This window comes from Streptomyces sp. MBT53 (assembly GCF_016654115.1).
GTDB lineage: Bacteria > Actinomycetota > Actinomycetes > Streptomycetales > Streptomycetaceae > Streptomyces.
On the sequence record NZ_JAEQAZ010000016.1, the window covers coordinates 1 to 13,250 of the forward strand.

General features: G+C 71.8%; 8 protein-coding genes. 4 read left to right on the plus strand and 4 right to left on the minus strand.

The window, feature by feature from the left end; translation table 11 throughout:
• The coding region (locus JHN45_RS08710; protein WP_201048593.1) for a non-ribosomal peptide synthetase at positions 1 to 5,886 on the plus strand (5,886 nt) is incomplete at its 5' end.
• Positions 5,887 to 5,941: 55 nt separating this feature from the next.
• Positions 5,942 to 6,145, plus strand: a complete 204-nt coding sequence (locus JHN45_RS08715) for an MbtH family protein (RefSeq protein WP_201048594.1) — start codon at positions 5,942 to 5,944, stop codon at positions 6,143 to 6,145.
• A gap of 59 nt (positions 6,146 to 6,204) precedes the next feature.
• Here JHN45_RS08715 and JHN45_RS08720 read toward each other — a convergent pair whose 3' ends face one another.
• The 3 genes from JHN45_RS08720 to JHN45_RS08730 are packed head-to-tail and all read right to left on the minus strand — an operon-like array spanning position 6,205 to position 10,808.
• Positions 6,205 to 7,281 carry an iron-siderophore ABC transporter substrate-binding protein gene (locus JHN45_RS08720; RefSeq protein WP_201048595.1) on the minus strand — a complete coding sequence of 359 codons (1,077 nt, stop codon included), beginning with the start codon at positions 7,279 to 7,281 and terminating at the stop codon, positions 6,205 to 6,207.
• A 48-nt stretch (positions 7,282 to 7,329) separates the two neighbouring features.
• Complete coding sequence (locus tag JHN45_RS08725) at positions 7,330 to 9,159, minus strand: ABC transporter ATP-binding protein (protein ID WP_236583500.1); 1,830 nt, start codon at positions 9,157 to 9,159, stop codon at positions 7,330 to 7,332.
• Positions 9,156 to 10,808, minus strand: a complete 1,653-nt coding sequence (locus JHN45_RS08730) for an ABC transporter ATP-binding protein (protein WP_200711108.1) — start codon at positions 10,806 to 10,808, stop codon at positions 9,156 to 9,158. Before JHN45_RS08730 ends, JHN45_RS08725 begins: the two co-directional genes overlap by 4 nt.
• Before the next feature lie 276 nt (positions 10,809 to 11,084).
• Here JHN45_RS08730 and JHN45_RS08735 point away from each other — a divergent pair, with 276 nt between their 5' ends.
• Positions 11,085 to 11,729: a DedA family protein gene (locus JHN45_RS08735; RefSeq protein WP_200711107.1), complete on the plus strand. Its 645-nt coding sequence runs from the start codon at positions 11,085 to 11,087 to the stop codon at positions 11,727 to 11,729.
• Between the two features lie 83 nt (positions 11,730 to 11,812).
• Here the strand turns inward: JHN45_RS08735 and JHN45_RS08740 are convergent, their stop codons facing one another.
• Positions 11,813 to 12,340 carry a gamma carbonic anhydrase family protein gene (locus JHN45_RS08740; RefSeq protein ID WP_200711106.1) on the minus strand — a complete coding sequence of 176 codons (528 nt, stop codon included), beginning with the start codon at positions 12,338 to 12,340 and terminating at the stop codon, positions 11,813 to 11,815.
• 108 nt (positions 12,341 to 12,448) lie between these two features.
• Between JHN45_RS08740 and JHN45_RS08745 the strand changes: the two genes are divergently transcribed.
• Positions 12,449 to 13,246, plus strand: a complete 798-nt coding sequence (locus tag JHN45_RS08745) for an acyltransferase (RefSeq protein ID WP_307783061.1) — start codon at positions 12,449 to 12,451, stop codon at positions 13,244 to 13,246.
• Positions 13,247 to 13,250: the final 4 nt, after the last annotated feature.

Here is a 13,250-nt window from a genome sequence, read left to right on the forward strand (position 1 = left end):
CACCCCGCCTACGTCATCTACACCTCCGGCTCCACCGGCCGCCCCAAGGGCGTCACCGTCCCCCACCAGGGCATCACCAACCGCCTGTTGTGGATGCAGGACACCTACCGTCTCGACGCCGACGACCGGGTCCTGCAGAAGACCCCGGCCGGATTCGACGTGTCGGTGTGGGAGTTCTTCTGGCCGCTCATCACCGGGGCGACGCTCGTCGTGGCCCGCCCCGAAGGCCACCAGGACCCGGCCTACCTCGCCGAGCTGATCCGGCGTCAGCACATCACCACGGCCCACTTCGTGCCGTCGATGCTGCGCGCCTTCCTCGACGAACCCACCGCCACCGGCTGCACCGACCTGCGCCAAGTGATGTGCAGCGGCGAGGCGTTGCCCGCCCCACTGGCCACCCGCTTCCACCAGATCCTGCCGGACGTACGTCTGCACAACCTCTACGGCCCCACCGAGGCGTCCGTCGACGTCACCGCCCACGAGGTGCCCGCCGACCCGGCCACCGTGCCGATCGGCCGCCCGGTGTGGAACACCCGCACCTACGTCCTCGACGCCCACCTGAGCCCGGTGCCGCCCGGCGTGGCCGGCGAACTGTACCTGGCCGGTGTTCAGTTGGCGCGCGGCTACCTCGGCCGCCCCGTCCTGACCGCCGAACGCTTCGTCGCCGACCCCTACGCCACCGAGCCCGGCGCCCGCATGTACCGCACGGGCGACCTGGCCCGCTGGACCCGCGACGGCGAACTGGAATACCTCGGCCGCGCCGACGACCAGATCAAGCTGCGCGGCTTCCGGATCGAACTCGGCGAGATCGAGAGCGTGTTGAGCGCCCACGCGAGCGTCGCGCACGCCACCGTCGTCGTACGGGACGAACGGCTCGTGGCGTACGTCGTACCGGCCGGAACCTCTGCCGAATCCGCCGAACTCCGCGCCCACACCGCCCGTTCGCTGCCCGATCACATGGTCCCGGCCGCCGTGGTGACCCTCGAAACCCTCCCGCTCACGCCCAACGGCAAGCTGGACCGGCGCGCCCTGCCCGCCCCCGACTTCGCCGCCGAGGTCACCGACACCCGGCCGCGCACGGAGCTGGAGGAGACCCTCTGCGCGCTCGTCGCGGATGTCCTCGGGCTCGAACGGGTCGGTGTCGAGGACGACTTCTTCACCCTCGGCGGCGACAGCATCGTGGCCATGCAGCTGGTCGCCCGAGCACGTGCCGCCGGGCTCACCTTCAGCCCGCGTGACGTCTTCCGCCACAAGTCGGCGGCGGGGCTGGCCACCGTGACCGCGACCACGGTCACGGCCGGGCGTGCCGACGACACCGTGCTGCTCGACCTCACCGACGACGAGCGCGCCGAACTCGCCGCGCTGCCCGCCGGAACCGAGATCCTGCCCGTCTCCCCGCTCCAGGCCGGTCTGCTCTTCCACGCCGCCCTCGACTCGGGCGACGACGGCCCGGACGTCTACACCGTCCAGGTCTCCTACGACCTCGAAGGCCCCCTGGACGCCGACCGGTTGCACACCGCCGCACAGTCCGTGCTCGACGCCCACGAGAACCTGCGCAGCGGCTTCCGGCACCTGTCCTCCGGACGGCCCGTCGCCGTCGTACCGCGGACGGCCGTACTGCCGTGGCGACAGCTCGACCTGAGCGAGGAGCCGGGGGAGTGGGAGCGGCTGCTCGTGCAGGAGCGGCGCCGCTTCGATCCCGAACACCCGCCGCTGCTACGGCTGTTGCTGGCCCGGCTCGGCCCGGACCGGCACCGGCTCGTGCTCTCGCACCAGCATCTCCTGCTGGACGGCTGGTCGTTGCCGCTGCTCACAGCCGAACTCTGGGCCCGCTACGAAGGCCGCACCCGGCTCGCGCCCGCCCCGTACCGCGACCACCTGCGGCTGCTCGCCGCCCAGGACCCGGCCGCTTCCACCGCGGCCTGGGCCGAGGCGCTCGGCGGGCTGGCCGAGCCGACCCGGCTCGCGCCGGTCGACCCCGACCGGGCCGCCGTCGTACCGAGCACCCACACCGTGGAGCTGGACCCGGACCGCACTGCGGAGCTGGAGGCGTTCGCGCGCCGCCGGGGCGTCACCGTCAACACCCTTGTCCAGGCCGCCTGGGGCGTGCTCCTCGGCCGGCTCACCGGCCGTACCGATGTGGTGTTCGGCGCCACCGTCGCCGGGCGCTCGCCCGAACTGACCGGTGCCGAGTCGATGATCGGTCTGTTCATCAACACCGTGCCGGTACGGGTGAACGTCCGCCCCGAGGAGAGCACCGCCGCCCTGCTGACGCGGCTCCAGGACGAGCAGTCCGCTCTCATCGCCCACCAGCACCTCGGTCTCGCCGACATCCAGCGGGCCGCCGGACTCGGTGAACTCTTCGACACCCTCGTGGTGTTCGAGTCGTACCCGGTCGCCGACGCGGACGAGGACGGCGACGGGCCGCGCGTGACCGTCCGCGACCACGAGGACTCCACCCACTACCCGTTCGCGTGGGCCGTCGAGCCCGCCGAACGGCTGCGGCTGACCGCCGAGTTCCGTCCCGACCTGTTCCGGCCGGCCGTCGTACGACGGATCTCGGACGCCCTGACCACCCTCCTCACCGGGATGGCGGCCGACCCGGACCGCCCCGTCGGACGCCTCGACCTGCTCGGCCCCGCCGACCTGCACACCGTCCTGGAGAGCTGGAACGACACCGCGCTCCCGGCCGCCGAACGCCTCGGCACGGTCCCGGAGTTGTTCGCCGCGCAGGCCGCCGCGGGACCGGACGCGATCGCCGTCACCGACGGCCGTACGACCTACACGTTCGGTGAACTCGACGCCCGCACCGACCAGTTGGCGCGCACCCTCGCCGGGCACGGCGCCGGACCCGAGCGGATCGTGGCCCTCGCGCTGCCCCGCACCGTCGACCACATCGCCGCGATCCTCGCCGTGATGAAGGCGGGCGCCGCCTATCTGCCCCTCGACCCCGACCTTCCCGCCTCCCGGCTGACCGGCATGCTCGACGACGCCCGCCCCGTGCTGATCCTGGCCACGGACGAGACCGCCGCCACGCTGCCCCCAACCGGCGTACCAGTACTGCGACTTGACGCCCCGGCCGAGGGCCTGCCGCAGGCGGAACCCGTCGCCCCCGGCCCCGACCACCCCGCCTACGTCATCTACACCTCCGGCTCCACCGGCCGCCCCAAGGGCGTCGTCGTCACCCAGCGAGGCATCGCCAACCTCTTCCACAGCCACCGCCACGACCTGCACCAGGTGGCCAGGGAGCGCACCGGACTGCGGCGCCTGCGGGTCGGCCACGCCTGGTCGTTCTCCTTCGACGCCTCCTGGCAGCCGCAGTTGTGGCTGCTGGACGGACACGCCCTGCACATCGCGGACGACGAGACCCGCCGCGACCCCGAACTCCTCGCCGAGTTCATCCGCGGCCGGGGCATCGACTTCATCGAGGTCACCCCGTCGCTGCTCGCGCAGATGGCGGACAGCGGACTGATCGGCACCGAGGGCGACTGCCCCCTCGCGGTGGTCGGCTTCGGCGGCGAGGCCGTACCCGAGTCGCTGTGGACACGGCTCGCCGCGCTGCCGGACACCGAGGCGTTCAACCTCTACGGCCCCACCGAGGCCACCGTCGACGCGCTCGTCGGCCGGGTCCGCGACAGCGCCACCCCGGTCGTCGGACGCCCCGTCCACGAGTCCCGCGCCTACGTCCTCGACACCGCCCTGCGCCCCGTACCGCCCGGCGTCACCGGCGAGTTGTACCTGTCGGGCCCCGGTCTGGCCCGCGGCTACCTCGACCGCCCCGACCTCACCGCCGAACGCTTCGTCGCCGACCCGTACGCCACCGAGCCCGGCGCGCGCATGTACCGCACCGGCGACCTGGCCCGCTGGACCGAGGACGGCCAGCTGGAGTTCGCCGGCCGTTCCGACGACCAGGTCAAGATCCGCGGCTTCCGCATCGAACTCGCAGAGATCGAGGCCGCGTTGGACACCCACCCGGCCGTCACCCAGACGGTCGTCGTGGCCCGCGAACACCGGCCCGGCATACGGCAGTTGGTCGCCTACGCGGTCGCGGAGGAGACGGATGGGTCGGCCCTGCGCGCCCATGCCGCCGCTGTACTGCCCGACTACATGGTCCCGGCCGCCGTGGTCGTCCTCGATCAACTGCCGCTGATGTCCAACGGCAAGCTCGACCGATCCGCCCTGCCCGCACCGGACTTCACCGCGACGGGCGGCGGCCGGGCCCCCGAGAACGACGCCGAGCGGACCTTTCGCGACCTGTTCGCGGACGCCCTCGGGCTGCCCGCCGAGGCGGTCGGCACGGACGACGACTTCTTCACCTTCGGCGGCGACAGCATCGTCGCGATGCAACTCGTCGCCCGCGCCCGGGCCGGCGGCCTGCGCGTCACCCCGCGCCAGGTCTTCCAGCACCGAACTGTCGCCGCCCTCGCGGCAGTTGCCGTCCCGCTGGGCACCGCCGAACGGCACGCCGTCCACGACGACGGCACCGGCACCGTCCCGCTCACCCCGATCATGCGCGGCCTGCTGGAGCGCGGCGGCCCCATCGCCGCGTACCACCAGGCGGCCCTGGTGCAGACTCCCGCCGACCTCACCGAACCCGGCCTGCTGGCCGTGCTCAAGGCACTCGCCGACCGGCACGACATGCTCCGGGCCCGGCTCGTGCGCGCACCGGAGTGGAGTCTGCGGGTGCCCGCCGCCCGGGACACCGACGTGAGCGCCTGGCTCACCCGGGCCGATGTGCGTGGGTCGGACGAGGCCGGACTGCGCGCCGCCATCTCCCGACACGCCGAGACCGCACGCGCCAGGCTCGACCCCGACAGCGGAGCGATGGTGCGGGCGGTCTGGTTCGACGCCGGACCCGGACAGCCCGGGCGGCTACTGATCCTCGTCCACCACCTGGTGATCGACGGCGTGTCCTGGCGGGTGCTCCTGCCCGACCTGGCCACCGCCTGGGCAGCGGTCCGAGGCGGTCGTACGGCCGAACTCGCTCCCGTGGAGCTGTCGTTCGCCCGCTGGTCCAGGCTCCTCGGGGCCCGCGCCGGCGACCCGGCCACCGAGGACGAACTGCCGTGGTGGACCTCCGCCCTCGCAGAGGGGGCGGGCCTTCCGCTGGCCCGTGCGCTCGACCCGGCCCGGGACACCGTCGCCACCACCCGCTATCTCTCCCTGACCCTGCCCGCCGACCTCACCGAACCGCTGCTGAGCCGTGCCCCTGCGGCCTTCGGCGCCACCGTCAACGACGTCCTGCTCACAGCATTCGCGCTGGCGGTCGGGGACTGGCGGACCCGGACACTCGGCGCGTCGCAGGCGGGCGGGCCCGTCCTGGTCGACCTGGAGGGCCACGGCCGCGAGGAGCAACTCGCGGGCGACGCCGACCTGTCCCGTACCGTCGGCTGGTTCACCAGCGTCGTACCCGTACGACTCGACCCGGGCCAGGCCGACTTGGCGGACGCCCTTGCGGGCGGACCCGCACTGGACACGGCCTTGGCCCGGGTCCGCGCCCACCTCACCGCGCTGCCGACAGCCGGTATCGGGCACGGACTGCTGCGCCACCTCAACTCCGGGACCGGCCCGCTCCTCGCCCAACTCGCCGAGCCGCAGATCGAGTTCAACTACATGGGCCGCTTCGACCGCCCGGCGGCGGCCGACTGGTCCTACGCGCCCGAGGACGACGCGGCCGACCTCGACGCCGACCCCGGCCAGCCGATGTCCCACGCCCTGACCCTCAACGCCATCACCGAGAACCGCCCCGAGGGCCCGGAACTCAGCGCCCACTGGGCCTACGCGGCCGAACTCCTCACCGAGGAACGGGTCCAGGATCTGGCGCGCACCTGGTTCAGGGCGCTGGAGGCCGTCGTACGACGGGCGGACGCCCTGAACAGGGCCTGAAATCACGGTACTTACCCCGACAGCAGAACCCTACGAAAGGCAAGGAAACCCCGACATGAGCAACCCGTTCGAGAACCCCGAAGGCGTCTACTCCGTCCTCGTCAACGGCGAGGGCCAGTACAGCCTGTGGCCCGACTTCGTGGACGTACCGGCCGGCTGGACGGTCGCGCACGGACCCGCCGCCCGGCAGGAATGCCTGGACCACATCGAGGCCAACTGGACGGACATGCGGCCCAAGAGCCTGGTCGACGGGGTCTGAGCACATGAAAGGGGGGCCGGTCCGAGTCATGAACTCGGGCCGGCCCCCCTTCCGTCGGGTCAGGAGGCGGGTTGCTCCACCTTCGTCGACGCCTTGCCGTCCACCGCCGCCGAGAGCTGCGGCACCAGGCGGTCCAGGACGTAGGGGATGCTCAACACGGTGGAGAGGGATACCGCGTTGCCGTAGTCACTGGTCTCCTTGATGAAGACCTCGCGGCCCTGCTTCACCACGTTCAGGTCGCCGTAGATCTTGTCGTTGTGCAGCTTGGTGACGGCCGTGGTGGTGTCCGGCACGATCCACACGGCGACCTTCTGGTCGAGGAGGTCGTAGCGCTCCTTGCTGATGTTGGCGCCGAACGTGTCCCCGATGACCTTGTCGAGATCCTTCGGGAGCGAGAAGCCCAGGTCGGACAGGAGGCGGGAGCGCGGGTCCTGGCTGCCGTAGACGAAGACGCCCTCGTACGGGGTGGCCATGACGGCGGAGGCACCGGCGAACGCGGGGTTGGCCTTCTTGGCCGCGTCGAACTTGGCCTCGACGCCCGATACCAGGGTCTTGGCCTCGTCCGCCTTGCCGAGCGCCTGACCGATCTCCTCGGTCTGCTGCTGCCACGGCACGCCGTAGTCGTTGTAGGCCTTCGGCTGGGCGACGACCGGCGCGAACTGCGACAGGCTCTGGTACTGGGCCTTGGTCAGACCCGAGTAGACGGCGAGGATCAGATCGGGCTTCAGGGCGGCGATCTTCTCCACCTGGGGGCCGGTGCCGGTGTCCTTGAGGACGGTCGGCGCGGGTGAACTCCCCAGCTTGTCCGTGGCCCACGGGCCGATGGCGCCCTTGTAGCCGCCGAGCCATTCGGTCGTGCCGACCGGGACCTTGCCGAGGGCGAGGACGGCGTCCTGATCGGTGAGACCGACGGTGACGATCCGCTTGGGCTCGGACTTGATCGTCGTACTGCCGAACTTGTGGGCGATCGTCACGGGGAACGCGTCGGCGGAGACCTTCGCCTCCGAACCCGCCGTCTCCGAAGAGGACGCATCGGAACCGGAGTCGGAGGAACCGCAGCCCACCGCCGTGACGGCCAGCAGGAGTACGGAGGCGAGCAGGCCGGACAGCCGGGAGGCTCTGGTGGCGCGGGGCATCGGATGATCCTTCTGTTCGTCGCGATGGGTCGGCGGGGGGTGACGGGTTCAGGGGGTGTCTGCGGAGCGGCTGTCGGACCAGGCCTGCCAGAGCGCGGCGTACTGGCCCCAGGCGGCGAGGAGTTCGTCGTGCGTGCCGTTCTCCACGACCCGGCCTTCGCTGAGGACGACCACCCGGTCCGCGGAGGCGGCCTGGCTCAGCCGGTGCGCCACGACCAACGCGGTACGGCCGCGCAGGGCCTGTTCGGCGGCCTCGTCGAGCTGACGGGCGCCCGAACTGCCCGCCTCCGCCGTCGCCTCGTCGAGCACGACGACCGGCGGGTCGGCCAACAGCAGCCGGGCCAGGGCGAGTTGCTGGGCGCGGTCGGCGGTCAGCCGGTGGCCGCCGTCGCCCACGACCGTGTCCAGGCCCTCCGGCAGCGCCTCGGCCCAGCCGAGCGCGCCCACCGTTTCGAGCGCTTCCTGCAGTTCCTCGATGTGGGCGTCCGGGCGGGCCAGTCGCAGATCGTCGACGAGCGGTCCGGCGAAGACATGGACCTCCTGTGTGACGAGCCCGACCAACTGCCCGGCCTCGTCCGGCTCTTGACCGCCGACATCGATCCGCCCCGCCTGTGGGCGGTGCAGCCCCGCGACCAGCTTGGCGAGCGTCGTCTTGCCCGCACCGGTCGTCCCGACCAGCGCGACCCGCTCCTTGGGCCGGATCTCCAAGTCGACGTCGTGCAGGACCGGGCGGCCCGCCACATACGCGTGCGAGACACCGGTCAGCGTCACGGACGGAGGTCCGGCCGCGGTCGTACGGTCGTCCGCGTGCCCGGCGACCACCGGCGCGGGTTCGTCCACGACCCCAACGAGCCTGGCCAGTCCGGCCGTTGCCGACTGGGCGTCGTCCAGCAGCACCAGGGCGGTGTTGACCGGACCGAAGAGACTGTGGAAGTAGAGCGCGGCGGCGGTGGCCGTACCGACCGAGGCGGAACCGTCGCGCACCAGCAGGAACCCGGTGACCAGGACGGCGGACAGCCCCAGATACTCCGCGATGTGCAGCCGACTGTAGAAGCGCAGCATCAGCCGCACCCCGCTCATCGTCAACTCCACGGCGGCACGCGAGCGTTCGGTGACCTGCCGGGTGTGCCCCTTCTGCAGCCGGTACGCCCGTACGGTCCGCGCCCCGCCGATGGTGTCCAGCAACTGCTGCTGCTGGGTCCCGGTCGCGATGCGCTCCTTGGCGTACAGCGGAACGGCGTTGCGCACATACCAACGGGCGGTGTGCGCCTGCACGGGCACGGCGATCAGCGCGGCGAGCAGGAAGCGCCAGTCCAGCAGGGCGAGCGCGCCCAGGGTCAGCACGATCGACAGCGCGGACCGCGCCAGTTCGGGCAGCGCGCCGCGCACGGCGTCGGCGACCCGTGAAACATCGCGCGTCACACGGGAGTTGAGGTCGCCCGACCCGGCCTTCTCGATCCGGTCCAGGGGCAGCGACAGCGCCCGCTCCACGAACAGTTCACGCAGCCGCGCGAGCGCGGTCTCCCCGAGCCGGGACACCAGCGACATGCCCAGCGCGGTGGTCACGCCCTGGACCAGGGCGACCCCGGCCAGCGCGACCACGGGCAGCGTGAGCGCGTCGGGGGAGCGACGCTCGGTGACCACGTCGACGATATGGCCCAGCAGCGGCTGGGTGAGCAGCCCGACAGCCGTGGCGACCACCATCAGCCCGAACCCGGCGAAGGCCAACCCCCGCTGCGGACGCAGCAGTTCGCGCACGGCGGCACGGGTGCGGGCGGGGGTGGCGGTGGGGAGCAGCGCGCGGTCGGAGTCCGTCCGCAGGACTTCGGAGTCCGTCCGCACGTCCTCGGCGTCCGTCCGTATGTCTTCTGTCGTCATGCCAGCACCGCCGTCCGGTAGGTCGCGTCGGTCCGCACCAGATCGGCGTGGGTGCCCTCGGCGCCGACGCGCCCGGCGTCGAGGAGGATGACGTGGTCGGTGACGGCGAGAAGTGCCGGGCTGTTGGTCACGACGATCGTGGTGCTGCCCTGCCGGTACTCGCGCAGCCCCTCCGCGATCCGCGCCTCGGTCACCGTGTCGACGGCCGTCGTCGGATCGTGCACGACCAGGACCGGTGACCCGGCCCGCAACGCCCGTGCCAGCAGCACGCGTTGACGCTGCCCGCCCGACAGGGACCGGCCGCCCTCACCGACCCCGGTGGCGGTCCCGTACGGCAGCGACTCGGCGACCTCGTCGGCACGGGCGGCGGCCATGGCGTGCTCGGTACGGAGATCGGCCTCCTCGCTCGCCGACTCCTCCTCCGGCGTCACGTTCTCCGCCAACGAGCCCTCGAACAGGGCCGCGTCATGGGCGGCGACCAGCACCGCCGCCCGAAGTCCCGTCGGATCCAGCCGAGTCAGGGGCACACCGTCCAGCTCCACCGAGCCCGACTCGGGGTCGGTCTCCCTGCCCAGACAGCGCAACAGGGCCTCGGCGCCGGCCGGATCCGTCACCGCGATGCCGGTCAACCGCCCGGCGCGCAGGTCGAGATCGACACCGTCGAGGCCGCCGAGTCGTACGCCCCGAAGTCGCAGTTCGCCGCGCACGGGCTCGGTGACCGGGTCGTCGCCGTCCACGACGGCGGGCCCGGCCGCGAGCACCTCGGCGACCCGGGCGGCCGAGGCCCGGCCCTGTGCAAGCTCGGCGTTGACCCAGGCGAACGTCTCCAACGGCCCCAGCAGGAACAGTGCGAGCCCCACGGCCGACACCAACTGCCCCAACGTAAGGGACCCGTTGAGGGCGAGCCGTCCGCCCACCAGGGCGATGAGTGCGATGAACCCACCGGTGAGCGCGAGCACGAGCCCGGTCTGCCAGGACTCGGCACGCGCCGAACGCAGCGTGGCGGCAAGGGAGATACGACTCGTCCGCCGATACCGCTCGACGGCGGCCTGCTGCGCACCGAGCCCCTTCAGCACCCGCAGCCCGGCCACCAGGTCGGCGGCCACGCCCGAGGCATGGGCGGCCCGGTCCTGCTCGGCCTCGCTGCGCCGCTCCAGCGGCTTGGACAGCAGATGCCCGAGCCACAGCAGAACAGGCGTCCCCAGCAGGACGATCAGTCCGAGCGTCACCGAGATCAGCAGCAGCGCGACGGCACTCACCGTGACCCCCGCGAGGGCCCAGATCCCGCTCATCAAAGCCATGTTGACCGCGCCGACCCGCTTGGCGTCCTCGGTGGCGACATTGGCCAGCTCACCGGGCAGCCGCCCGTCCTCGGCACCGCCGCGCGCATCGAGCACCCGGTCCACGATCGCCAACCGCAGTGTGTGCGCGGCCTCTTCGGCCCCGCGCTCACCGGCCTTGGCACCGAGCCGGAAACTCCACGACAGCGTCACGTACATGAGGGCCAGCACGCCGAGCCAGAGCGCCAGCCGCCCCGCGTCCTGACCGGCGACGGCCTGATCGATGACGACGCCGATGAGCACCGGCACCAGGGCTTCCCCCAGTTGGTGCACGCACCCGAGCGCCGAGCCGAGAGCGACGCGCCGCATCTGTCCCTTGACCGAGCGCGTCAGAACATCCCGCCCCGACAGTTCCCCTGCTCCCACCAGCCACCCTCCGGAAACCGGCCAACTTAGGCAAGGCTACCTTAAGTGAATTGCGGGAAGTGAGAGCCCTTTCTGCCCGCTCAGTAGGTAACGGAGCGGTTCCGATGCGCTCGATCGGCGGGGCGTCGGCCCGTGACGGCGAGCGGTACCCTTCCCGGAGTGCGCCCTTTTGCGCGGCGCGCGCAGGCAAGGCGGTACGCGAACTCGGGAGGACCGGCGTTGCACGTCCAGGAATGGCTCGACACGGTTCCCCCGGTGGCCGTCTACGCCTTGGTGGCGCTGGTCATCGGGGTGGAGAGCCTGGGCATCCCGCTGCCGGGCGAGATCGTCCTGGTCTCGGCGGCGCTGCTCTCCTCCCAGCACTCCGGCATCAACCCGATCATCCTCGGCGCCTGCGCCAGCCTCGGCGCGGTGATCGGCGACTCCATCGGCTACGCGATCGGCCGCAAGGGCGGACGCCCGCTGCTCGCCTGGCTCGCCGACAAGTTCCCCAGACACTTCAGCGAGGGCCATGTGGCCACCGCTGAGCGGTCGTTCGAGAAGTGGGGCATGTGGGCCGTCTTCTTCGGCCGCTTCATCGCCCTGCTCCGCATCTTCGCCGGCCCGCTCGCGGGCGTACTGCACATGCCGTACTGGAAGTTCCTGACCGCCAACCTCCTCGGCGGAATCATCTGGGCGGGCGGCACCACGGCGGTCGTCTACTACGTAGGCATCGTCGCCGAGGACTGGCTGAAGCGCTTCTCGTACTTCGGCCTGGCAGCGGCGGTACTGGTGGGCCTGGCCTCGATGCTGATGGTCAGGCGCAAGGCCCAGAAGATGAACGCGGCGAAAAAGGAACCCGAGCCAGTCAACGCCGCCGAGTAAAACAGGGGCGCGGGGCTGTGTTTGATCTGCGGCTCCGCCGCGTGGGCGCGCCCAGCCCCAACGGACCCGCACCCGCCAACGGTCTACTCATGCACCCCCTTGTGCGCCTTGGCCAACTCCGCATACATGGTTCCGTTGAGGGTCAGCCCCTCCCGCTCTTCGGGCGTGAGTTCTCGCCTGACCTTGGCGGGCACTCCGGCGACCAGTGACCCCGCCGGCACAACCATCCCCTGCGGCACCAACGCCTGCGCGGCAACAAGCGAACCCGCCCCGATCACCGCCCCGTTGAGCACCGTAGCCCCCATCCCGATCAGACAGTCGTCCTCGACGGTCGCCCCATGCACAACGGCGTTGTGCCCCACGGACACCCGCTCCCCGACGCTCACCGGAAACCCGGGATCGGCGTGCAGCGTGCAGTTGTCCTGGATGTTGCTGCTCGCCCCGACGACGATCCGCTCGACGTCACCGCGCAACACGGCCCCGTACCAGACACTCGCCCCCGCCGACACCGTCACATCCCCGATCACCGACGCCGTAGGAGCGACGAACGCCGACTCGTCGACCTTCGGTTCCCTGCCGCCGATACCCGTGATCAACGCCTTGTGCGCCATCGTGCTCTCCCTTTCGTCGAAGACACCCGCACCGTATGTCATCGGGTAGGGCGAAGATCACAGCGGTCGGACCTCATGGGTGCGGCTCACGCTGAGTACCGTGAGCGGGTGCCCAAGCGCAAGAACACGTTCTCAGAATGGCGCCGCCACCTCGCGCAACGCGCTGTCCACGCGGGCTGGGCCTGGGTGCAGCGCACGGGCTCCGTGACCGCCGCGCACCCGGGACGGTTCCGCTTCGGCGCGATGGGAACAGGTACCAGACTCGCCTTCCCGCTCGGCACCGTCTTCGGCGAACCGTGGATCCATCTCGGCGCCCACTGCATCGTCGGCGAACAGGTCACCCTGACCGCGGGCCTGATGCCCGACCTCGACCTCGGCCCCGACCCGATCCTGCGCCTCGGCGACGGCGTCGTCCTCGGCCGCGGCAGCCACGTCATCGCCGACACGACGGTCACCATCGGCAGCGACTGCTACTTCGGGCCGTACGTCTACGTCACCTCCACGAACCATTCCTACGACGACCCGCACGAGCCCATCGGCAAGCAGTGGCCGCGCATGGAGCCCGTCGAGATCGGCCCGGGCTGCTGGATCGGCACCGGCGCGGTGATCCTGCCGGGCGCGCGGATCGGCCGGAACGTGGTGGTGGCGGCCGGTGCGGTGGTCCGGGGCACGGTGCCCGACCACGCCGTGGTGGCGGGCGCGCCCGCACGGGTCGTACGACGCTGGACTCCGGCGGAGGGCTGGCAGCCACCGCTGCGGACGCCCGCGCCGGTGCCGATCCCCGAGGGCGTCACCCCGGACCAGCTGAACGCGCTGGCCGGTCTGGACGAGGAGACCGCGGCGCGGCTCGCCGAACTCGACGACGACACGATCGCGCGGCTGGCGGAACTCGACGCCGAAGCCTGAGCGG